Genomic DNA, 21,840 nt, shown 5'->3' on the forward strand with positions numbered 1-21,840 from the left:
CAGCGCTTTTTTATTGTCAGGAGGCGTGTCCGGCTTTGCTGCATCCGGAGGTTATTCGGCAGCCCGCCTGCTCAGCCGCCTGATGGCGAAATCAATGAAATACCTGCTTGCAATCGGCAGCACTTCTTTGTCCCGATAAGCGATGCTGATCGTCCGGGTCACAGGCGGGGAAGTCGGCCTCGTTTCAATATGATAAGCGCTTCTCTTTAAAACCAATTTCGGTAAAATTGAAACCCCCAGGCCTTGTTCGACCATCGACATAATGGCGTAGTCATCATAGACCCGGAACTGGATGTTCGGTTCAAGTCCGTTTTGCCTGAACATACTAAGCGGTTCACTGAGTTTCCCAACATCCAGGAGAATGTAAGGCTCTGCCGTCAAGTCCTTCAGTAAGACTGTATCGTTCCCGGTTAATGGGTGCTCTTTCGGCAAGACGGCGAGCATTTCGTCTTCCTGCAGCGACACGGTCGTCAGGCCGGTGACTGCGTCGGGATTCACGAAACCGAAGTTCACTGTCCCTTCTTTTATCCAGTCCGCGATACTCGTATATTCCCCTTGGAACAGGCCGAACCGGACATCCGGGTATTGCTCTTTGAACTCTTTCATCAGGCCCGGCAGCCAGTTGCAGGAAACACTTGAAAGGGTTCCGATCCGGATCAAGCCGCTTTGCAGGCCTTCCATTTCTTTTTGCTTTTCCAAAAGTTCCTGATGGGAATTGCACAGTTTGCGGATAAAGGGCAAAAATTCCTCTCCGTCCGGTGTCAGTTTTATTCCTGTCCGGGAACGCAAAATGAGTTTCGTGGCGAGCTCCGTCTCCAGCGAATGCACCATCTGACTCACGGCGGATTGCGTATAGCCGAGCGCCTCGGCGGCTCTCGTAAAACTCCCGGTTTCGATCACTTTGATCAATGCGTAGTAAGGGTTCATTCCGGCAGCTCCCTCGTATAAGAGTAACTTATAAAACTATTATAAACATTCGTTTTACTAATACAACTCCGGCTGGTACGATATGTTGAAGCCATGACGGAATTAAGTAAAAATTCTGATGGAGTGCGGGGGAATTCCCGCGACAAAAACAGCTTGGAGGGACAACCATGTCGGACAGAATTTCTTTTTCTTTTATTGCCATGCTCGGTTTCATGCTTTTCGCCTTGTTTTTCGGAGCGGGGAATTTGATCTTTCCCGCCATGCTCGGCCAGTCGGCAGGAATGAACGTCTGGTCGGCGAATGCCGGATTCGTCGTGACGGGCGTCGGTCTTCCGCTGCTCGGGATCATTGCGCTGGGTATATCCGGAAAAAGCGACCTTCAGTCGCTGGCAAGCCGTGTACATCCTGTTTTCGGTCTCTTGTTCACGGTCGCCCTGTACTTGTCGATCGGACCGCTGTTCGCCATCCCGAGAACGGGTACGGTCGCTTTCGAAATCGGCTTTAAACCGTTTTTGACTGAAGAGATTGCCGTTGTCGGCCTGCTGCTGTTTTCCGCAGTGTTTTTCGGAATCACCATCTATTTTTCATTGAAGTCTTCGAAAATCGTGGATATCGTCGGGAAATTCCTTTCCCCGCTGCTGCTGCTGTTCATCGCCATTCTGATCGCAACCGCTATCCTTCGGCCGATTGGCGCATTCCAGCCGCCGGTTGAGTCATACATGCAGCATGCGTTTTTCAAAGGGTTCCAGGAAGGATACTTGACGATGGATGCGCTGGCCGCGTTCGTTTTCGGAATCATTGTGATCAACGCGGTGAAAAACAGAGGCGCTACGGACAAAAAGGAAATCGTGTCCGCCGTGGCGAAAGCGGGCCTGATTGCAGCTGTCCTGCTGGGTGCCATTTATACATCGCTTTCATTCATCGGTGCGTCGAGCGTCGGGAACCTCGGCCTGTTGGATAACGGGGGAGCTGTCCTTTCGAGCGTTTCCGACTACTATTACGGAACGTATGGCCAGATTTTATTGAGCCTGATCGTGACCGGAGCCTGCCTGACGACGAGCATCGGGCTGATCACTGCCTGCGCTTCCTATTTTTCCAAGCTGGCTCCCACTATTTCGTACAATAAATTCGTCGTCATTTTCTCTGTCTTCAGTGCGGGACTGGCCAATTTCGGCCTGAACGAATTGATCGCCATCTCGGTTCCGGTTCTGGTGGCCATTTATCCGCTGGCGATCCTGTTGATCGCGCTGACGTTCCTGCATCCGCTGTTCAAAGGCAAGACGGAAGTCTACCAGGGAAGCATGGCGCTGACTGCCGTCGTCGCTGTGTTCGACGGACTGAATGCCGCAGGTATTGCAGTCGGACCGGTCAACGACCTGTTCACTTCATTCCTGCCGCTGTATGCAGTCGGATTAGGTTGGATTGTGCCGGCCATCATCGGCGGTGCCTTCGGCTATCTAGTGTCGATGGCGCGCAGACGATCCCTCAGCACTTCCTATGATTCGGCAGGCTGATAAGCAATAAAAAAGGAGAGAACTCCGGACCGCTCCTGTGATACACTATTAGCTGAAACGAACAAGGGGGAGTAGTTGTGAAGTTATTGAACACGTGGAACCGGATCAGCCTGGTGAAACAAATCGCGCTCGGCTTGGCTGTCGGCGTCGCATTGGCGCTCCTGTTTCCGGATGCCGCGGAACCGCTTGCTATATTCGGCGAGCTGTTTGTAGGGGCGCTTAAAGCGATCGCGCCTGTCCTGGTTCTGCTCCTGGTCATGTCTTCGATCGCAAGCCATAAGAGCGGCCAGCAGACGAATATGAAGACGGTCATTTCGCTGTATCTCTTAGGAACCTTTTTGGCTGCATTGGTCGCTGTCATCGCCAGCTTTATTTTTCCTGTTGATATTGTCCTGACGGAAGGGGCTGAAGACCTTACTGCTCCTGGCGGTGTGGCAGAAGTGCTGACGACGTTAGTGCTCAATGTCGTCGATAATCCGTTCAGCGCGCTGTACAATGCAAACTACATCGGGATTCTGGCATGGGCGATCGTGCTGGGGATTGCGCTGAGAAGTGCTTCCGGCACGACCAAGACGCTGCTGGCCAACTTTTCCGATGCGGTCGCTCGGATCGTCGGCTGGGTCATCCGGCTGGCGCCGCTCGGGATTATGGGACTGGTCATCGATGCCATCGCGTCGAATGGATTGGCGGCGCTCCTCGGCTACGGCAAACTGCTGGCGCTGCTGATCGGCTGCATGCTTTTCGTCGCGTTCGTCGTGAATCCGCTCATCGTGTTCGTCAATATCCGGCAGAACCCGTATCCGCTGGTGCTCAGATGCCTGAAAGAAAGCGGCCTGACTGCCTTCTTCACACGGAGCTCAGCCGCCAACATCCCGGTGAATATGACGCTGTGCGAAAAACTGGGACTGGATAAGGATACGTATTCTGTTTCCATTCCGCTTGGCGCCACGATCAACATGACCGGCGCGGCTATTACGATTTCCGTCCTGACGCTGGCCGCAGTGCACACGCTCGGCATTGAAGTGGACTTGGCGACGGCCGTCATCCTCAGTGTCCTGGCCGCTGTGAGCGCATGCGGCGCATCCGGTGTCGCCGGCGGATCGCTTCTGCTGATCCCGCTGGCAAGCAGCCTGTTCGGTATTCCGGCTGACATCGCCATGCAGATCGTCGGCGTCGGTTTCATCATCGGCGTCTTGCAGGATTCATTCGAAACTGCCCTTAACTCGTCGACGGATGTCCTGTTCACCGCGACTGCCGATTACAAGAACGGTTTGAGAGAAGGCAAAAAACTGAATGTCCAGGATGTATTCGAAATCGAAAAGCCATCCAAAGGACTCATGAAAAGCTGAATGATCTGTAAATCCTTGAAATGAAATCAGCGAGCAAAAGGAGTTTTCTCCTTTTGTTCTTTTTTTATGTTCCGGGCGACTGCGGATTATTCGCGGATGATTTGTGCACGGAAGCGGGTGTCTGTTAAAATGCGGGGAAGAAAGGAAGTGGCACCAATGGAAGAACCGAAAAAATACAAGGTGATCTATCATTTAGGCGACGGAATGGAAGCAGTGGAAATCACAGAAGCGCACAGTACGAAAGAGGCTGCAGCCGACCTGGAGAGCGATGACACGATAGCGTTCACCGGAGAGAACGGCGTCTTCTACAAGTTCAGCCTCACGGACGTGAAAATGATCAGTGTGGACGAGTACAAGGAAGAGGGGCCCGGCCACAACCAGGCGGTCCTGTAATGACAGCATGCGAAAAAGACAGATACCCGCGGGTGTCTGTCTTTTTTGGTCATTATTGCGCTTCTGCCGGGATTTTCTGGTCTTCCAGCGAGTCGAACTCGATATGGCAGTAGCCGTCCGGATTCTTTTCCAGGTAATCCTGGTGATACTCCTCCGCAAGCGTATAGCTTTCAAGCGGTTCCACTTCCGTTGCGATCGGCGCATCATAACGCTCCGCTTCTTCCGCGATGACGGATTCGATGACGGGAAGATCCGCTTCATTTACATAATAGACGCCGGTACGGTATTGGATGCCGCGGTCGTTGCCCTGCTGATTCACACTCGTCGGGTCGATGACCGAAAAGAATTGGGACAGCAATTTTTCAAGGCTGACCCGCTCCGGATCATACCGCACATGGACCGTTTCCGCATGACCGCTGCCGCCGAGTACGTCTTGATACGTGGGATTTTCCGTATTGCCGTTCGCATAGCCCGACGTAACGTCATAGACGCCATAGACGCGGGACATGAACGCTTCCACACCCCAGAAACAGCCGCCCGCCAAATAGATCTCTTCAAGGTTTTCCGTATCGAACTCAAGGTCCTTATTCGGATTCTCCGGGAACCGGGACGTCGTCTCTCCGGCGGTTTCGTTCTCCGAAGACACAGTCGGTGCGGCGCTGCCGTCCGCAGCCATGCCGCATCCCGCGAGAACAGGCAACAGGAAAAGCACAAGGAGGATCAGTCGTTTCATCATTCCATCTTCCGCCCCTTCATCAGTAAATGGCATCGAATTCCTCCTTGATCAGGTCGTTGCTCTTATGGCCGGCCGCGGTCTTGACGAGCACGCCGTCCGATCCGATGAATGCCGAAGTCGGAAACCCGATGATTCCATAAGCTTCGGCGATTTCACCGCCCTCGTCGAGCAGGACTTCGATATTTTCCGTATTTTCAAGTCCGCTGTACCATTTCTTGAACGCTTCCGTCCCTTTTTCCCCCTTGGCACCGGGGGAGACGATGGTCAGCACCTTGAAGTCGGTATCCTGGCCGGCCAGCCGATTCAGTTCGTCCATACCGGACAGGCAGATGGTGCACCAGGACGCCCAGTACTTGATATAGACTTTTTCACCTTCATAGTCAGCGAGGCTGTGTACGTCCCCGTCCAAGTCGGCCAGCTCAAAAGTCGGGGCAGGGGCGCCGGCATTCAGGTTGCCGTCCGCCGCCGTCTCCGGCGCGTTCGAACAGGCGGCGAGGAGCAGGAGCCCTGCAAGCAGGGCGCCGAGTTTCGCAAAGAGTTTCATAGGCATCATCCTTCATTAGTTTTGAATGTCCGGCGCAAGCGGCCGCCGTGTTCGGGTTCAGAGGGCCTCCAGCAAGTGCCCGTAGCCTTCCGCCTCCATTTCCGCTTCCGGAACGAATTTCAGAGCCGCGCTGTTGATGCAGTAACGCAGGCCGCCGCGGTCTTCGGGGCCGTCCTCGAACACATGGCCGAGATGGAGATCACCGGCCCGGCTCCGAATTTCCGTCTGGACGCCGAACAGGCCGGGATCCGGCTGCTCTGTCACGACGTCCGGCGCAATCGGCTTCGTAAAACTCGGCCAGCCGGTGCCGGAGTGGAACTTGTCCGCGGAAGAAAACAGCGGTTCGCCGGTCACGATATCCACATAGATGCCGGCGGCTTTATTGTCCCAGTATTCATTTTCGAACGGAGGCTCCGTGCCGTCCAGCATCGTGACGTAATACTGCCGTTCCGTCAGCATTTCTTTAATTTCCGCATCACCGGCCGGGGATAGAGGGCCGGATCGATTTCGATGGCTGATGAAGCGGCGTCCTGTTCCGGTACCGCCGGTTTTGCCGGCAGCGTCGCCGGAACGGATTCCGCTGCCGGAGCCGGTTCATCAGGTCCGGCCGCCACCGTCACAGCGGGCGGGGAATCCTCCGGAACATCAGGTGCCGCTTCCTCTTCAGCACAACCGCTCACTGCCAATAAAAGAAGGAACGGACTAATACGCAGTAAGTTCATCTTATTCTACCGCCTTTTTGATTATTTGAATAACTATATGATTCCCGTCAGAGGTGCCGGCTGAAACAACGGACACAAAAAAGACTGATTGATCGGAAAGGAAAAGATAAACATGGCCGGCAGCCGCTTCGTCCAGCCACGGACAGGAACCTCACAGCGGCTTTGTCGTATTGTATAAGTAAGAGACAGGAAATTGAAGGTGGCGGTTCACTTGGAGATCCTGCTTATCGCTGCGGCGTATTTATGCGGCAGTTTCAACGGGGCGTATTACGTAACGAAAGTGAAGACCGGACAGGATATCCGTACGCTCGGGAGCACAAACGCCGGCGCGAGGAATGCCGGGCGGATTTTCGGTAAGTCCGCATTTTTCTTCACCGTGCTGCTCGACGCGGGAAAAACCATCCTGCCGCTGTGGGCTGCCATGACGTTCGGACAGCCGGATGTCCTGCTTGGACTCATGGCGTTCGCTGTGCTGGCGGGACATATTTGGCCGCTGCAGCTGAGGGGCCGGGGCGGCAAGGGGGTCGTTGTCTATTTGGCCGCGACCTTGATGCTGGCGCCGGCCGCGCTTCCGGTCATTGCTGTGGGTGCGGCAGCAGGCCTGTCCGTAACAAAAAGTTTCACGAAAGGCGGTCTCCCGGCCCTCGGCGCGCTGCCGATCCTTCTGCTTTTACAAGGGGAACTGAAGCTTGCCGGGATTACCGCTGTCATGCTTGGCATTGTTATTCTGAAACACCGGGGAGGAGACGGAAGATGATTCAGACCGATTCGCTGACGGTCAAAATCGCCGATACACCGGATGAAATGGAGCAGATCCACCGGCTGAATTATGAAACGTTCGCAGAGGAAATTCCACAGCACGCGCAAAACGGAGAGCGGCGGCTCGTCGACCGGTTCCATGCGGAAAACACGTATATGATCGTTAAACGGGACGATGAAGTGATTGGAATGGCGGCGATCCGCGGCAGCCGCCCGTTTTCGCTCGATCAGAAGCTCGGCACCGTGGATACGTACTTGCCGCCGGAAGCGAAGCCTTGTGAAATCCGGCTGCTGTCGCTGAAATCCGAATACCGGGGCAGCCGGACGTTTTTCATGCTGTGCGATCAGCTCGTGTCACACTGTCTGCATGAAGGGTTCGACACCGTACTGATCTCCGGGACGGACCGGCAGACGCGGCTCTACCGGCATATGGGATTCCGGCCGTTCGGTCCGGCTGTCGGAACCGACCGTGCCCGGTTCCAGCCGATGCTGCTGACGGAATCCGATTTCACATCCGCCGGCGGTCTGTTCCGCCAGCTCGTTGAAAAAAGAAAGCCGGCGGTCAACGGCCAGTTTCTGCCGGGACCGGTGCCGATCCACGAATCGGTGCGGAAGGCATGGGCGAGCCCTGCCATTTCCCACAGGTCGGCTGCATTTATGGACGAATTAAAAAGCGTGCAGCAAAAAATCGCTTCGCTGACAAAAGTGAACCACGTCCAAGTGGCGGTCGGAACCGGCACGCTGGCAAACGATCTGGTGGCCGGCCAGCTCTCCCGGATAGGAGGAAAAGGGCTGATTCTCGCGAACGGCGAGTTCGGTGAACGGCTCATCCGCCAGGCGGAGCGCTGGCAGCTGCCGTTTTCAGTAATCCGGAAACCATGGGCTGCTGACGTGGCCCTGTCTGAGGTCGAAGCGGCATTGTCCCGGGAACCCGATATCCGCTGGCTCTGGACAGTCCACTGTGAAACGTCTTCGGGGTATTTGTATCTGCTTGATGAACTGAAAGCTGTTTGCCGCCGGCATGACGCCTTGCTGTGCGTGGATGCCTGCAGCAGCGCAGGTGTCGTCCCTGCGGATTATTCCGGCGTTCATTTTGTGAGCACGGGGAGCGGGAAGGGGTTCGGTTCCTATCCAGGACTCGCGATTGTGCTGCACGAGGAACCGGTGCAGCCGGACAGCCGGCTGCCCGCCTACCTCGACCTCGGAACGTATGCGGAAGCGCACAGCGTGCCATTCACCCATTCCGCCAACGGCATCCGCGCGCTGCATGCTGCGCTGGATATCCACACGTTTCCCGATTTCCGAAAAACAGCGGAAGTCCGGGAACAGCTCGCGGCAGCCGGATTCGATGTCATCGGCGGCGCTTCATTTTCTCCGGGTGTCGTGACGTGCGCCTTGCCGGAAGCGGTCAGTTCCAAAGCGTTTGGCGACCGCCTGAAAGCGCGCGGCATTCTCATCAGCTATGAGAGCGGGTACTTGCTCGGACGAAATTGGGTGCAGCTCGCGTTCATGGGGGATCAGGGCCAGAATGACCCGGAACGCGCTGTCGGCGCAATGACGGAACTTTTAAAAAGCGGCGCGGCAAATAAGGATGCGCATCCATAAAAACAGCGCCTGTCTACTCGGACAGGCGCTGTTTTATGGATCTATAATTTATTTCGGCTACCAGAGCGGCTCCTGTTTGTTGGAAAGCCGGACTGTGAAAGGGAACAAGATGATCTGTGCAGTAAGCAAGAGGGCGACGAGTGCAAAGAACACAAAGTCGCTGGCTCCGAACAGCGGCCGGGAGAACAGGATGAGGAACAAGGGAATGAGATAGAGTGCCGCCGTCCCTTTACCGAATTGTGGGACAAGATATTGCCGGTTCCCACAGTTCGGGCAGTTGCGGTGTCCCTTGAATCCGATTCCTGCGGTTTCCCGCCATGTCCACTTGTAATGACAGTGCTGGCATGCAGGCATTGCTTGCTTCACCTCCGCTTCTTTTCCGTGCGGGTAAACCTTCCTGGCTAAAGTGTACAATACAAATAAAGGAAGTTCCACTAAATATCCTGTTCCTAAAAAACCGGAGCCAGCCCCCTGGAAAAAGAAACCGTCCGGGCTTAAATCCGTAAAAAATAGCAGGAGAACCGCATACATTTCCACAACATGCGGACACATTGGAGGGAATTCGAATGTTCGACGCCCCGGAACGACCGAAACTGACTATCCCGAAAACTAAAAGCGAATGGCTGTGGGACGCAGTCGGGTTTTCGCTGTATTTCGGCTCGCTCGTCCTGCTGGCTACTGTGTGGAATCAGCTGCCGGATGAAGTGCCGGTGCATTTCAACTCGCTGGGGGAAGTGGACGAATGGGGGGCGAAGTATCATTTGCTCATTTTTCCGGCTATCGGTGCGTCTTTCATCGTACTGATGGGGTTTTTCGAGCGCCATCCCGAGCTTCACAATTATCCGGCGAGACTGGACGGGTCGAATGCCGGCGAATTTTATTTGATCAGCCGGAAACTGATGAATCAGGTGAAGAATGTTTCGCTCGTCATTTTCGCTGTCATCTTGCTTGAATCGGTTTCCATCGCATTCGGCTGGAGTGAGGGTTTTGGGGTCTGGCTGCTGCCGGCTCTGCTCACCGGCACCTTTCTGCCGATCGTGATCGGCGTCGTGAAAATGCGGAAGATCAAGTAAAAAGACAGCCGCTTTTTTGCGGCTGTCTGTCCGGACAATCAAAATGAAGCGGGTTACTCGAAACCGAGCGCTTCCAGGGCGAGTTCCGCCAAAACTTCCTGGCCTTCTTCGGTCGGATGGATGTCCCCCATGATGACATATTCAGCCTGGTTGTTGCCGAATTCAGAGTAGGCATCCGCAATGTAAACATCCGAGAAAGCTGTCGACAGCTGGGCAATCCGGCCGTTGATGAGCGGAAGCACGCTGTCAGCGACCTGATGGAACGAATCATTTACCTGGAACGGGTTATAGACGTTAAACAGCACGATCGGCGCGTCAGTCAGTGTCCGGATTTCCTGGAGGATGGCAGCCAGACTCGCAAACGCATCGTCTTCGGCCAATTTCGCAGCAAGCAGCTCCTGGAACCGGACGGAATCACCCTCACTCTCGGCGACAGCGGCTCTTAATATCGTCAGCAGGTCATTGCTGATGATCGATACCGTCACATAATCCGCATGCTGGATAGCCTGGCGGTATTTTTGGCTATGCTGCAGCGCATCGAGCAATCCTTCCGTCTGAGCGCCGGGCACCGCCAGATTCCGTACACGCACGTCGGCTTCCTCACCGATTTCGAACGGATAGGCTTCCTTCGATGGATGCTGATTATTCATGCCTAAATTGTAGCCGAACGGAATGGAATCGCCGAGGGCGACGAGGGAATCCCGGGCATTCTCGTTTTTGGCGAAGGCGGCGGGAGACAGCATGGAACCGGCGATGAGCAGGACGGCAAGCAGCTTGAGCGTTTTGTCCACGTATGTACACATCCTTTCTTTTGGTTGATATTAATATAGAATATTCAGTAAATCATGTCCATTTTGAACCCGATATTTCTTTCCAACGCGGCAGGAATTAGTGGTAAATTAAGTGGAGAGCGACAGAGAAACCGGACAAGGGAGAGATGGAAGGATGGATAGAATCGGCATCGTCCGTCACGGGCGGACGGCATGGAACCTGGAGCGGCGGGCGCAGGGAAGCTCGGATATCCCGCTCGATGCGGAAGGGCAGGCAGGCGCCGCACTGCTGGCGGAGCGGCTGAAGGACGGAGATTGGGACATCATTTATTCTAGTGATCTGAGCCGCGCCAATCAGACGGCGGAAGCCGTTGCGGCGGCTTCCGGGCTTGAAGTGCGCATCGATCCGCGCATCCGTGAAGTGAGCGGCGGGCAGATTGAAGGCACGACCGAAGAGGAACGGATCGCCAAATGGGGACCTGACTGGCGCGATGAAGACCGGGGCATCGAAACCCGGGAAAGCGCGACGGCGCGCGGAATGGAATTCATCCATGAACTCATGGAAACGCACAGCGGCGGGAATGTGCTCCTCGTCAGCCACGGCGGACTGATCCGTCACTTACTGCGCGCCATGCTGCCGGAACTTCCGGAAGGGGAGATCGGGAATACGTCGCTGACCGTGCTGAAAAGGCACGGCAATGAATGGAAGTGCGAGCTGTTCAGCTGCACGGAGCACCTGGAACACAGTGTTCGATAAGCCGGTCCGCTTCTATTAAGGCGGGAAGGGTTGGAAAGGAGTCTCGGAAATGATTGAAGTGGCGGATTACTCGCAGTCGTTCGGCAAAAAGGAAGTGCTCCGGGACGTGTCGTTCACGATCCACAAAGGCGAAATCGTCGGACTGCTCGGCCCGAGCGGTTCCGGCAAGACCACGCTCATCAAATCAATCATCGGCATGCAGCGGCCGACGGGCGGGACGATCAGCGTGATGGGCGAAACGCAGCCGACGCTCGCCGTATCCAAAAGCATCGGCTATATGGCGCAGGCGGACGCGCTTTACGGCGACCTCAGCGCCAGAGGCAATCTGCGCTATTTCGGCAAGCTGTACGGGCTGAAGAAAAAGGAACTGGCCGAACGCGTGGAGGAAGTGCTCCGATTTACGGATCTGACTGCGGATGCCAGCCGGCCGGTGCATCTCTTTTCGGGCGGCATGAAACGCCGCCTGAGCCTGGCCATTGCGCTGATCCATGAGCCGCCGCTTCTTTTATTGGATGAACCGACGGTCGGGATCGACCCGAAACTGAAGCGGGTGTTCTGGCAGGAATTCGAGGAACTGCGTGCGAAAGGCGTCACGATCGTTGTGACGACCCATATTATGGACGAAGCGGAACGCTGCGACCGCCTGCTCCTCATCCAGGACGGCAGGCTGCTGGATGGCGGGACGCCACAGGAACTGAAGGATGAATTCGGATCGATCGAAGGCGCGTTCATGCGGAAGGAGGGCGTGTGATGCAGGCGTTCATCGTGGCGGAGCGGGTCATTGCGCAGGTGGTGAAAGACAAGCGGACGATCGGGCTCATGCTGGTCGCGCCGCTGTTCGTCCTGTTCCTCATGTATGTCATCCTCGGGTCGGCATCTGATGAGGCGGCAGTCGGGCTCGTGGAACCGCCCGAAAACTTCGGAGAGGTACTGGCGCGCTCGGCGGAAACCGTGGAGTTCGGTTCATCGGCGGAAGCGGAAGAAGCGCTGAAGGACTTGGAAGTCCACGCAATTGTCGATTTCACTGGGGATTCGCCGGAAATCCTGATCGAAGGCGGGGATGTGTCGAAGAGCGGTCAGGCGCTGCGGGTGATTCGCGGTGCGTTTACGGAGTTTGCGGTGCTGCGGAGCACCGCGGTGAATGAGGAGCTCATGGCGGCCGTCAGCCGGCTGCAGGAGCGGGCTGCACAGCTGACATGGGAAGAAGCGGAAATGGAACTTCCGGAACCGGCCGTCATCGGTGAACCGGAAATCAGTTTTCTGTACGGCGGGGAGGACGCGGAACAGTTCGACCAGCTTGCGCCGGCGCTGATGGGCTTTTTCATTTTCTTTTTCGTGTTCATCATCGCGGGCGTCAGTTTCCTCCGGGAACGGTCGACCGGCACGCTTGAACGGACGCTTGCCACGCCGTTGAAACGCTCAAGCATCGTGTTCGGTTACTTTATCGGCTTTTTCCTATTCGTCACGATCCAGACCGTGCTCATCCAGCTGTTCATCGTCAATGTGCTCGATGTGCCGCAGTCGGGGAATTACTTCCTCCTGCTTGTGGTGAATCTGGTGACGGCCAGTGTCGCGCTCGCGCTCGGTCTGCTCCTGTCGAGCTTTGCGCGGACTGAGTTCCAGCTGTTCCAGTTCATCCCGATCGTCATCGTGCCGCAAGTGTTTTTCAGCGGCATCTTCGACTTGTCGGACGCGCCGGTGTGGGTGGAATTCATCAGCGGAATTATGCCGCTCACTTATGCGGCGCATGCGCTGCAGAACATCATGATTCGCGGCGCAGCGTTCACGGATATTTGGCTCGATGCTGCGGTGCTCGCCGGATTCGTCGGCGCGTTCGTGCTGCTCAATATGCAGGTCCTGAAAAAACAGCGGCCTGTGTGAGGCGGAAGAATTCATTTATCCGAATAAATGACGTATCCTGTTTGGCGGAAGGGGGACACGGACATTGGCGAAAGTCGGCTGGCGGGAGGATGAAACAGTTGAAGCGGTATTCGATGGATCCGGAAAGTACCGGTATTTATTGACATGCAGCTGGGAGCAGGGTGAAGGGGTCGTGACGTTCGTCATGCTCAATCCGAGCATCGGGGATGAGCGGTCCTGTAACCCGACGATGAAGCGGTGCGCCGATTTCGCGAGAAGCTGGGGCTACCGGAGCATGCATGTCGTGAATTTGTTTTCTTATATTTCGGTGAAGCCGCCGGGGCTCCTTGAAACGGAAGACCCCGTCGGTCCGGAAAATGATGCGCATATCCGGCGGGCGGCAGCTGCCTCGGATGCCGTCGTCTTCGCCTGGGGTGCGAAGTACGGCGATCTGCTGGGGCGTGACCGAAAAGTAGCGGATATGCTGGAGGCGTTTCCCCTCCGCTGCATCGGGAAGACGAAACACGGCCATCCGAGACACCCGCTTTATTTGAAGAAGGAACTGAAACCGATCAGTTTTCCGTAAGAGCCTTCCGGTTTTCCGTGGCCGGAAGGGTTTTTTATTGCGCATTTACTGGTATGAATTGGCATATCCCTGTAAAATTGAGAAAAAAGGGGGAGGCTGCATGCTTTTTGAATACGACCGGTACGCCGGTTTCTGGATCCGCGTATTGGCAGCAATCATCGACAGCATTATCCTATACGCGCCTTTCTACATATTGGACGCCGTCCTGTTTTACCAAATCACTGGAATGAGGGAAGGGGAATATCGGGCGGCGCAGCTGAACGCGGGAGTATTCCCGGAAGATATCACCGTTCCCGACGAAGTAGTCATTTACAGTTACATCGGCACGGCAGTTATCGGGATCCTCTACTTCGGCTTACTGACGGCATCCCGCTGGCAGGGGACCTTCGGTAAACTGGCGGTCGGCATCAAGGTCGTCGGAAAAGATGGCGGGAGAATCGGGTTTTTCCGTTCAGTCTTACGCTATTTCGGCTATATACCGGCCGGGCTGCTTCTTGGGTTCGGCTACTTGATGATAGCGCTCGATGAAAGGAAACAAGGGCTCCACGATAAAATTGCCGGTACATACGTGATTCATAAACAGCCGAAGTAACAAGAGTCCCGCAGGCATCAGCGGGACTCTTTTTTATGGATGGAATCAAAGTGCTGGAGCGCCGTGAATACAATTTCTTTACTGAACCCTGTCCGCATGCAGATCCGCTCTGTCCATTCTTCGAGCGAACCGGCGTCAGGTTCGGGCTGCAGCCCTTCATCCGTACTCAGAAAGCTTATCCAGTCATCGAATTCCCAATGGGCGATGCCGCCTTCATGCGGCACCCGGCACTCGACGAGCGGCTGGGGGCGGATGTGGTTCTGGGAATATTCGGCCGCTGCCAGGAAATCGGCCATGTCCACCGGCTGCAGGCTGTATGTCTGGGAAGAAGTTTTGCCGTTCGGACGGTGGTAGCGGACGGTGGCATGTGTTTTATTCGACGTGACCCCCACTCGTGCAGCCGGAAAGAATCCGTCAAGGAGCTCACCGGATGTTTTAAGCAGAACCGGCTTCAGCCACTGATCCCCGAGATCGCACAAGTAACGGTTTCCTTTGTCGTCAAGCGCAATGACAGCTGCGTGCATGTGATCGGGATCGGGGTCATCGCCGATGGGGTACGCTTCGATTCCGTCCTGCCGGAACTCGTCCAGCAGCCAGAGGGCGAGGTCGAAACAGTTGCCGGTGACGCCGAATTGTTCATGGTGTTCCCGCATTAGGGAGACGGAACGCTGCTTCGGGCCGCTTGTTTTATTGAAATGCCACGCTTTCGTCAGTGTTTCCATCGGGAATCGGTCGAATTTTCGCCAAGTGTGGAGGATGGATTCGGGTGGGTTCATGGGAAACGCTCCCTTTCGGGTGTTTTTTTTATTTTACCGGATATCGGCAGAGGATTCGCGTAATTCAGGTGGTGATTTGCGTAATTCAAGAGGGGATTCGCGTAATTCAGGGGATCATTCGTGTAACTCAGGTGGTGATTCGCGTAATTCGATGCACGATTCATGCCGTTGGTGGAAGGTTAGTGGAATTCAGAGGGAGATTAGTGGAACTCGAGGTCAGTTTAGTGGAATTCGGCAAATACGGAATCCCTTCTTTTGGAATCCGGCCTCCGAGAATTTTATAATAAACACCAGGAGGGTGATACCATGAGCAGCGAAATGATGAAAGCCATCGGATTCCGGAAACCGGGCAGCATCGAGGAACCGATGGACCTTGAAATGATCGAAGTGGAACGGCCGAAACCGGAAGGCCGCGATTTGCTCGTCCAGGTGAAGGCGGTGTCCGTCAACCCGACGGATCTGCGCACGCGCGATGCGAAGAAGAAAGAGGATGATTCGTTCACGATTGTCGGACGGGATGCGGCCGGAATCGTGGTGGAGACCGGCGGAGACTGCACGCTGTTCAGACCGGGCGATGAAGTATGGTATGCGGGCACGAGCAACCGGCCGGGTTCGCAGAGCGAATACCACCTGGTCGACGAGCGCATTGTCGGCAGGAAGCCGAAAAACCTGGATTTCGCTCAGGCGGCCGCCTTGCCGCTGACGAGTCTGACCGCGTACGAAGCGTTCTTTGAACGGCTCGGCCTGCCGGAAGATCCGGAAGCGAATAAAGGAAAAACCGTGCTGATCATCGGTGCGGCGGGCGGTGTCGGTTCGATTGCCACGCAAATCGCGAAACTGGCGGGTCTCACAGTCATCGGCACAGCTTCCCGCCTGCAGACGACGGAATGGGCGAATGAGCATGGCGCCGACCACGTCATCAACCACAAAGTCCGGTTCGCGCCGCAGCTCAAGGAAATCGGATTCGATTCCGTCGATTTCATCTTCTGCCTCTCCGCGCCGGATGAACATATGGCGAACATGGCGGAAGTGATTGCACCGCAGGGCAGGATCTGTTCCATCCTTCCGGTGTTCCAGGCGCTCGACCGCCAGCTGTTCATGAAAAGCGTGACGTTCGCTTACGAGCTCATGTATACCCGCTCGGTCTACCAGACGAAGGATATGATCGAGCAGCACAAGTTTCTCGATAAGCTGGCGGACTGGGCGGATGAAGGCAAAATCGAAACGACGAAGACCGAGCATTTCACACCGATCAGCCCGGTCACGCTGAAAGAAGCTTACGCTAACCTGCTGACCGGCCGCACCATTGGAAAACTCGTCGTCGAAGGCCCGTTCGAGGAATAAACGAAGCGGAGCTGCAAGGATTCCTGGCCAACTAGTGAAATTCGCACAACTCCATACGGACACGACGAAAAAGCCGGCTCCCCCAAGAGCCGGCTTTTCCTTATTTCGCAATTCCCCGCCAGAAGAAGTCGATCATCTCTCCGGCCGCGGCTTCGACGGAAGGGAAGATGCCTTCATTCGCTGAATTCCGGTAATTGCCGATGCGGAGCAGCGAGTTGTAGGCGTGCGCGTAGAATTTCGTATTTCCTTCCGCGATTTCGCCGCTTGCCGCAGCCTCTTCGAAGGCCCGTTCCAGCACGCTGAACAGCTGGTTCTCCGCCTCCTGCATCTCCTTCATCTGCTCGGCCGTCAAAATGTTCCGCGTTTCCCGCATGTAGGCGTCCATATCGATATCGACCGTTGCCCGCAAATGGGCGACAGCGACATTTTCCAGCCGCTCCCGGAGCGGCGTGTCTTCCTGCAGCATGGCTTCCATGTATTCCCGGATGCGGACCATCAGCTGCAGCATCGTCTCCGTGAAAAGTTCGGCTTTACTGCCGTAATAGTAGTAAACCGTCGCTTTCGTGACATGGCATTTCGCCGCCACGTCATCGACTGAGACGTTCTTATAGCCATGAGCGAAGAAAAGATCCGCTGCCGCGCGGAGGATCTGTCCCTGTGTCGGTTCTTTCTGTTCATCAGCGCGGGGCCGGCCCGGCGCCCGTTTTTTTCTGGCGCTCACATTCATTCGCTCCTTATCGGTCGATCGATTGTTTTATTCCATAAAGTTCCTGCCGCTGGATTGTCAGGGGTAAGGTAAATAAATTATAGCATACCATCATCGTTTTATTGAATATTAACTGTAGAGTATATATAATTAATTTATTGCTGAACGGTAAAGGAGAATGAATGATGGGGGATTTTTTGACAAAATGGGGCGGCGCGGTCGCCGGCCCGAAAACGCGCTGGCTGACGGTAATCGTCTGGGTGCTCATCGTCGGCATTCTGTCGGCGGTGTGGCCGCAGGTGAATGAAGAAGAGGCGGGGGGAAGCGATCTGCTTCCGGCAAGCGCCATGTCGTCGGAAGCGGCCGCGATCCTGGAAGAGCAGTTCCCGAACACGGCCGGTGTGCCGCTGCTGATCGTCTGGAACCGCGAAGGCGGACTGGAACAGGCGGATTTCACCGCCGTCCAGGAACTGTATGCCGGTCTGTCCGAGGACCCAGTGGCCGAGCAGTCGCTCGTGCCGCCGCTTGCGGAGCTTCCGCCGCCCGCATTGCTTCAGCAGGCATCAGAAGATGCGGAAGCGCTGACGACGCCGGTGTTTTTCAATGAGGAAGCGCTGACGGAAGAATTTCAGCCGGCACTGGAGGAGCTGGAGTCCCGGATTTCGGCACTCACCGGGGAAGCGGCCTTTTCGGAGGCTGTTGGGGAAGAAGGGCTCCGCGTCCGGTTCACCGGACCGGTCGGCATCCAGACGGACGCGACGGAACTGTTCAGCCAGGCGGATGTGACGCTCTTGCTCGCGACGGTCGCGCTCGTCCTCGTCCTGCTCGTCCTGCTGTACCGCTCGCCGATTTTGGCGCTTGTGCCGCTGATCGGTGTCGGGTTCGCGTACGGCGTCATTTCGCCGTTTCTCGGATTCCTCGCCGACAATGGCTGGATTACGGTCGATGCACAGGCCGTTTCGATCATGACGGTGCTCTTGTTCGGGGCCGGGACGGATTACTGCCTGTTCCTCGTGTCGCGCTACCGGGACGAGCTTCAGACGGAACGCGATAAGTTCAGCGCGCTGAAACTGGCCATCGCCAATTCGGGCGGCGCCATCGCGGTCAGCGCGCTGACGACGGCCGCGGGGCTTCTTACGCTCGGACTTGCGTATTATGCGTCCTATGACCGGTTTGCGGTGCCATTCTCGACCGCGATCATCATCATGGGTATCGCCGTGCTGACGCTGCTGCCGGCCCTGCTCGCCATTTTCGGGCGCGCCGCATTCTTCCCGTTCGTTCCGAGGACGGAAGAAATGATCCGCGAAAAAGAGGAAAAGAAAGGGAAGAAGATCCGCCGCCTGAAAACCCGGAGCCGCTTCAGTCTTGCGGCCGGCAAGGCGGTGACGGAGAAGCCGTGGCCGATCATCATTGCGTGCCTCATCCTGCTCGGGGGTCTCGCCTTGATTGCGCCGCGGATCGAAACGACATATGGCCTGCTGGACTCGTTCCCGGAAGAGATGCCGTCACGCGAAGGATTCGCCATTATCGCCGAGCACTACCCCGCCGGAGAAATTGCGCCGGCCGACGTGATTGCAGACACGGAGGGGGAACCGGTTTTATTGGCTGAAACGCTCGCGGAAGCGGGGTACATCGCCAGTGTCAGCGAACCGGTGCCGGGAGAGGGAAATCCGGACATCCAGCGCGTGCAGGTCACGTTCGAAGAAGATCCGTATGCCGATGAAACGGTGGCGCGCATCCCTGAACTGAAAGCGGCCGCCGCGGAAGCCTTGGAAGAAGCGGGCGTCGTGGACGCTTCGGAAAAAGTGTGGATCGGCGGGGAAACAGCGGTGCTGTACGATACCCAGGAAATCACGAGCCGCGACCAGGCCGTCATCATCCCGGTCGTACTCGCCATCATTGCGGTGCTGCTGCTCGTGTACTTGCGCTCCGCCGTGGCGATGACGTATTTACTGGCGACGGTGGTGCTGTCGTACTTCTCGGCGCTCGGCCTCGGCTGGCTCATCATCCATTACGGTTTGGGCGAACCGGCGATGCAGGGGCTCATCCCTTTGTACGCGTTCGTCTTCCTCGTCGCCCTCGGCGGGGATTACAACATCTTCATGATTTCGAGCATCTGGAAAAACCGGGAGAAGATGCCGCTGAAGCAGGCCATCGCGGAAGGGGTGAGCGAGACGAGCAGCGTCATCACATCCGCCGGCCTCATCCTCGCCGGCACGTTCGCGGTGCTCGCCGTCCTGCCGCTGCAGGTGCTCGTCCAGTTCGGAATCGTCACTGCGGTCGGCATTCTGCTCGATACGTTCATCGTCCGGCCGCTTCTCGTGCCGGCGATCACGACGGTCCTCGGCCGCTATGCGTTTTGGCCGGGCCGGCTGTGGAAAAAATAATTTCGGGCCTCCTGTGATACAGGAGGCTTTTTTGGGTACAGGAAAAGTGAAGGGCGGTGGCGGAATGAAGGGGAAGCTTTCATTTACATACGAAACGCCGAAGAAGCGGCGCCTCGTGTTCACATCGGCGGAACTGAGCGCGGAAGACGCGATTCTGTTCGCCGGGGATCTGGATAAGACCGGCCGGGCGAAGGATGTGGAATTCATCGACCGGCACGACAGCTCGTGGACGATGAAAGAACTGAAAGGCTATGTGAAGGGCGTGGAGACCGACCCGCATAACGTCCGCGTCTTTTTCGACGGCGGCTTCAACCGGGAGACGAAGCGGGCGGGGCTAGGCTGTGCGATCTACTATGAGCAGAACGGCAAAAAATACCGATTGCGGCGCAATGCGCCGGCGGACGGCATCGATTCGAACAACGAAGCGGAATACGCGGCGTTCTTTTTCGCGCTGCAGGAGCTGGATCTGCTCGGTGTCCATCATTTGCCGGTCGAATTCATCGGTGACTCCCAAGTCGTCATCAGCCAGCTGGCGGGCGACTGGCCGGTACTGGAACCAGAGCTGAACCGCTGGGCGGACCGCATCGAGCAGAAGATGGAATCCCTCGGCATCGAACCGGAATACGCCCAAGTTTCCCGCAAGAAGAACCTCGAAGCCGACCAGCTGGCCACTCAGGCACTCAACGGCATCGACATCAGCGGCGCCGTCGAAATTAAAGGGGATTGACTGGGGCGGCATTCGGGTATACAGAAGCATGCTTTATCAGGGAGTGTTAAAGGAGTGCCAGGCACCGGTTGTTGCAATTTTCGATCAACTAGTGCCTGGCACCAATTTCATAAATTTTCTGTAAAATTAGCCGGAAACATGGTACAATAGAAAAAAGTGCAGGCGGGTCTTCCGTACTGCATAACTGGAGGAAACAATATGCTTCTTACTGGACAGACAGAGCAAACCGGAAGGCCCGAAGATGTATGGAAATTGTACAGCGAACTGAAGGAAGCCGTACGGCGCTATGTACCGTCACCGGAAGAGATGGAAGAAGACGACCTTTCCTGCCGGCTCATCATGGGCCTCGCCGGCCGTGAACCGGAAAATGAAGCGGAATCCCTTGAAGCGATCAGCCTGATGGCGTTTTTGCTGGAGGAGCACGGGTGGCACGAGGATGCTGAAGAGCAGCTTGTCATCGACGGACTTACAGCACGGGCCGCGCTCGTTTCGCCTTCACCGGGCCGGCTGCGGAAATCGATGCTGGAGCAGATCCACGCATTCTGCGGCTTGGAAGCAGGTCAGGCGGCAGCAGAATAAAACGAAAGAGCGCCGGTCCTTTAGGGGACGGCGCTCTTTCGTTATTTTCGGCAGGATAGGACGAGGAACAGCGGAATGCGCTGCCGGCGCCGGAATTCTTCTTTTGTGGCGAAATGTTCCGGCCGCGGCGCACATTCTTTGAGTGCTTCGACAGTGAAACCAGCTTCTGCCGCCGCGGTAAAGTAGTCTTCGACCGTGCGGTGGTACTTGGTGACCCGCTCGCCGATCCAAGGTTCCTCCCGACTGCCCGTCCGGAAGTAATCATCGACGAGCCAGGAAGTCCGGCCGCCGGCTTCTTTCGCGCTCTCAGGAGAAGACGTTAGCACCGGGTGCTGGACACTGAACACGAACTGGCCGGCTGCAGCCAAAGACGTGTAGACTTCCTGGAACAATCCGCGGATATCCGGCAAGTAATGGAACACCATGCGCGATAAAATCACATCGTACGGCTCATCCGATGCCCGCCACTCCTCAAGGCCGAGATGCTGCACCGAACTTCTCGTGCCGTACAGGGTCCGGACGGCCGCCTCCACCATATTCGCGGAACCGTCGATGCCATCGAAATGCGCGCATCCTTCATCGAGCAGCGACTTTCCGAATCGGGCATCCCCGCAGCCGAGGTCGAGTACCCGCTTATTGCGGACTTGCCCGATCAGTTCGCGGAGCACCGGCTCTTCCATCGCATTATTCGGACTTCCATCCCGATTCCGCCGTTCCAGAAAATTCTCGAAAAACGCCTGCTCATCATAGACTGAAGAGCCATTTTCAGCCATGGGAATCCCTCCTTCATTCGCATTCGACTAATTATACAGGTTTTCTTTCTCAGAGGGACCGATGACACCTCCGGAACACCGCTTTCCAGCAATAAACGATTGAAATTTTCAGCTGTGTATGCTATTCTTTACATCGTCATCGTGGAGATGTACCCAAGAGGCTGAAGGGGGCTGACTCGAAATCAGCTAGGGCGTGCAAGCGCCGCGGGGGTTCAAATCCTCTCATCTCCGCTAGTGAAAAACCGCCAGGCCGGAATTGTTCCGGCCTGACGGTTTTTTTGTATGCGTTTATGCGCGTTCAGCGGAATTTATGCGCGTTCAGCGGAATTTATGCGCGTTCAGCGGGATTTATGCCGCTGTA

General features: G+C 56.2%; 25 protein-coding genes and 1 tRNA gene. 16 read left to right on the forward strand and 10 right to left on the reverse strand.

Translation table 11 applies throughout. From position 1 onward, the window contains the following. Positions 1-51: 51 nt before the first annotated feature. Positions 52-927: a LysR family transcriptional regulator gene (locus CCE92_RS13905; RefSeq protein WP_088008941.1), complete on the reverse strand. Its 876-nt coding sequence runs from the start codon at positions 925-927 to the stop codon at positions 52-54. 167 nt (positions 928-1,094) lie between these two features. On the opposite strand from CCE92_RS13905, the gene brnQ reads away from it, so the two are divergent. From brnQ to CCE92_RS13920, 3 genes are all read left to right on the forward strand, one after another. Then, positions 1,095-2,441, forward strand: a complete 1,347-nt coding sequence (gene brnQ, locus CCE92_RS13910; RefSeq protein ID WP_088008944.1) for a branched-chain amino acid transport system II carrier protein — start codon at positions 1,095-1,097, stop codon at positions 2,439-2,441. Between the two features lie 77 nt (positions 2,442-2,518). Then, positions 2,519-3,790: a serine/threonine transporter SstT gene (gene sstT / locus CCE92_RS13915; RefSeq protein WP_088008947.1), complete on the forward strand. Its 1,272-nt coding sequence runs from the start codon at positions 2,519-2,521 to the stop codon at positions 3,788-3,790. 156 nt (positions 3,791-3,946) lie between these two features. After that, positions 3,947-4,183, forward strand: coding sequence for a hypothetical protein (locus CCE92_RS13920; protein ID WP_088008950.1), 237 nt, complete (start codon positions 3,947-3,949; stop codon positions 4,181-4,183). A 52-nt stretch (positions 4,184-4,235) separates the two neighbouring features. Here the strand turns inward: CCE92_RS13920 and msrA are convergent, their stop codons facing one another. The 4 genes from msrA to CCE92_RS15755 are packed head-to-tail and all read right to left on the reverse strand — an operon-like array spanning position 4,236 to position 6,185. Then, positions 4,236-4,952, reverse strand: a complete 717-nt coding sequence (gene msrA, locus CCE92_RS13925) for a peptide-methionine (S)-S-oxide reductase MsrA (RefSeq protein WP_241536063.1) — start codon at positions 4,950-4,952, stop codon at positions 4,236-4,238. Beyond that, on the reverse strand, positions 4,939-5,463 hold the full coding sequence (locus CCE92_RS13930; protein WP_088008953.1) for a TlpA family protein disulfide reductase: 525 nt from the start codon (positions 5,461-5,463) through the stop codon (positions 4,939-4,941). The genes msrA and CCE92_RS13930 overlap by 14 nt, the downstream gene beginning before the upstream one ends. Before the next feature lie 57 nt (positions 5,464-5,520). Then, on the reverse strand, positions 5,521-5,922 hold the full coding sequence (gene msrB, locus CCE92_RS15750) for a peptide-methionine (R)-S-oxide reductase MsrB (protein WP_144391028.1): 402 nt from the start codon (positions 5,920-5,922) through the stop codon (positions 5,521-5,523). Then, complete coding sequence (locus CCE92_RS15755) at positions 5,916-6,185, reverse strand: hypothetical protein (RefSeq protein ID WP_144391029.1); 270 nt, start codon at positions 6,183-6,185, stop codon at positions 5,916-5,918. Before CCE92_RS15755 ends, msrB begins: the two co-directional genes overlap by 7 nt. A 211-nt stretch (positions 6,186-6,396) precedes the next feature. On the opposite strand from CCE92_RS15755, the gene CCE92_RS13940 reads away from it, so the two are divergent. Continuing rightward, positions 6,397-6,942 (forward strand): glycerol-3-phosphate acyltransferase, encoded by a 546-nt coding sequence (locus CCE92_RS13940; RefSeq protein WP_088008956.1) that lies wholly within the window; start codon positions 6,397-6,399, stop codon positions 6,940-6,942. Beyond that, the gene (locus tag CCE92_RS13945) at positions 6,939-8,549 is read left to right on the forward strand and encodes an aminotransferase class V-fold PLP-dependent enzyme (protein WP_241536064.1); all 1,611 of its coding nucleotides are present in this window, start codon (positions 6,939-6,941) and stop codon (positions 8,547-8,549) included. The genes CCE92_RS13940 and CCE92_RS13945 overlap by 4 nt, the downstream gene beginning before the upstream one ends. Before the next feature lie 57 nt (positions 8,550-8,606). Here the strand turns inward: CCE92_RS13945 and CCE92_RS16000 are convergent, their stop codons facing one another. Beyond that, positions 8,607-8,903, reverse strand: coding sequence for a TIGR04104 family putative zinc finger protein (locus tag CCE92_RS16000; protein ID WP_162287885.1), 297 nt, complete (start codon positions 8,901-8,903; stop codon positions 8,607-8,609). 212 nt (positions 8,904-9,115) lie between these two features. On the opposite strand from CCE92_RS16000, the gene CCE92_RS13955 reads away from it, so the two are divergent. Beyond that, a complete protein-coding gene (locus tag CCE92_RS13955; RefSeq protein WP_088008962.1) occupies positions 9,116-9,622 on the forward strand; it encodes a DUF1648 domain-containing protein in 507 nt (168 codons plus the stop codon). A gap of 53 nt (positions 9,623-9,675) precedes the next feature. Here the strand turns inward: CCE92_RS13955 and CCE92_RS13960 are convergent, their stop codons facing one another. Then, positions 9,676-10,413 carry a GDSL-type esterase/lipase family protein gene (locus tag CCE92_RS13960; RefSeq protein ID WP_241536065.1) on the reverse strand — a complete coding sequence of 246 codons (738 nt, stop codon included), beginning with the start codon at positions 10,411-10,413 and terminating at the stop codon, positions 9,676-9,678. Between the two features lie 154 nt (positions 10,414-10,567). Between CCE92_RS13960 and CCE92_RS13965 the strand changes: the two genes are divergently transcribed. From CCE92_RS13965 to CCE92_RS13985, 5 genes are all read left to right on the forward strand, one after another. Further along, positions 10,568-11,149: a histidine phosphatase family protein gene (locus CCE92_RS13965; protein WP_088008965.1), complete on the forward strand. Its 582-nt coding sequence runs from the start codon at positions 10,568-10,570 to the stop codon at positions 11,147-11,149. Between the two features lie 49 nt (positions 11,150-11,198). Next, positions 11,199-11,900: an ABC transporter ATP-binding protein gene (locus tag CCE92_RS13970; RefSeq protein WP_088008968.1), complete on the forward strand. Its 702-nt coding sequence runs from the start codon at positions 11,199-11,201 to the stop codon at positions 11,898-11,900. Then, positions 11,900-13,030: an ABC transporter permease gene (locus CCE92_RS13975; protein ID WP_088008971.1), complete on the forward strand. Its 1,131-nt coding sequence runs from the start codon at positions 11,900-11,902 to the stop codon at positions 13,028-13,030. The genes CCE92_RS13970 and CCE92_RS13975 overlap by 1 nt, the downstream gene beginning before the upstream one ends. A gap of 64 nt (positions 13,031-13,094) precedes the next feature. Continuing rightward, positions 13,095-13,595 carry a DUF1643 domain-containing protein gene (locus CCE92_RS13980; RefSeq protein WP_162287886.1) on the forward strand — a complete coding sequence of 167 codons (501 nt, stop codon included), beginning with the start codon at positions 13,095-13,097 and terminating at the stop codon, positions 13,593-13,595. A 100-nt stretch (positions 13,596-13,695) separates the two neighbouring features. Further along, positions 13,696-14,187, forward strand: a complete 492-nt coding sequence (locus CCE92_RS13985; RefSeq protein WP_088008978.1) for an RDD family protein — start codon at positions 13,696-13,698, stop codon at positions 14,185-14,187. 17 nt (positions 14,188-14,204) lie between these two features. Here the strand turns inward: CCE92_RS13985 and CCE92_RS13990 are convergent, their stop codons facing one another. Then, positions 14,205-14,963 carry a hypothetical protein gene (locus CCE92_RS13990; protein WP_088008981.1) on the reverse strand — a complete coding sequence of 253 codons (759 nt, stop codon included), beginning with the start codon at positions 14,961-14,963 and terminating at the stop codon, positions 14,205-14,207. Between the two features lie 306 nt (positions 14,964-15,269). Between CCE92_RS13990 and CCE92_RS13995 the strand changes: the two genes are divergently transcribed. Then, positions 15,270-16,307: a zinc-binding alcohol dehydrogenase family protein gene (locus CCE92_RS13995; RefSeq protein ID WP_088008984.1), complete on the forward strand. Its 1,038-nt coding sequence runs from the start codon at positions 15,270-15,272 to the stop codon at positions 16,305-16,307. 100 nt (positions 16,308-16,407) lie between these two features. Here the strand turns inward: CCE92_RS13995 and CCE92_RS14000 are convergent, their stop codons facing one another. After that, complete coding sequence (locus tag CCE92_RS14000; protein WP_162287887.1) at positions 16,408-17,028, reverse strand: TetR/AcrR family transcriptional regulator; 621 nt, start codon at positions 17,026-17,028, stop codon at positions 16,408-16,410. Positions 17,029-17,198: 170 nt separating this feature from the next. Here CCE92_RS14000 and CCE92_RS14005 point away from each other — a divergent pair, with 170 nt between their 5' ends. The 3 genes from CCE92_RS14005 to CCE92_RS14015 all read left to right on the forward strand — a co-directional run bounded on the left by CCE92_RS14005 (position 17,199) and on the right by CCE92_RS14015 (position 20,706). Further along, positions 17,199-19,400, forward strand: a complete 2,202-nt coding sequence (locus CCE92_RS14005; protein WP_088008990.1) for an MMPL family transporter — start codon at positions 17,199-17,201, stop codon at positions 19,398-19,400. A gap of 64 nt (positions 19,401-19,464) precedes the next feature. Beyond that, on the forward strand, positions 19,465-20,127 hold the full coding sequence (locus CCE92_RS14010) for a ribonuclease H family protein (protein ID WP_088009007.1): 663 nt from the start codon (positions 19,465-19,467) through the stop codon (positions 20,125-20,127). 198 nt (positions 20,128-20,325) lie between these two features. Next, entirely contained in the window at positions 20,326-20,706 is a 381-nt protein-coding gene (locus CCE92_RS14015; RefSeq protein ID WP_088008994.1) for a hypothetical protein, read from the forward strand. 41 nt (positions 20,707-20,747) lie between these two features. On the opposite strand, the gene CCE92_RS14020 is transcribed toward CCE92_RS14015, so the two are convergent. Further along, positions 20,748-21,479, reverse strand: coding sequence for a class I SAM-dependent DNA methyltransferase (locus CCE92_RS14020; protein ID WP_088008997.1), 732 nt, complete (start codon positions 21,477-21,479; stop codon positions 20,748-20,750). A 143-nt stretch (positions 21,480-21,622) separates the two neighbouring features. Here CCE92_RS14020 and CCE92_RS14025 point away from each other — a divergent pair. Continuing rightward, a tRNA-Ser gene (locus CCE92_RS14025) sits at positions 21,623-21,710 on the forward strand. The last annotated feature ends 130 nt before the right edge of the window (positions 21,711-21,840 follow it).

The sequence above is a fragment of the Indiicoccus explosivorum genome, from assembly GCF_002167005.1.
GTDB classification, from domain to species: domain Bacteria; phylum Bacillota; class Bacilli; order Bacillales_A; family Planococcaceae; genus Indiicoccus; species Indiicoccus explosivorum.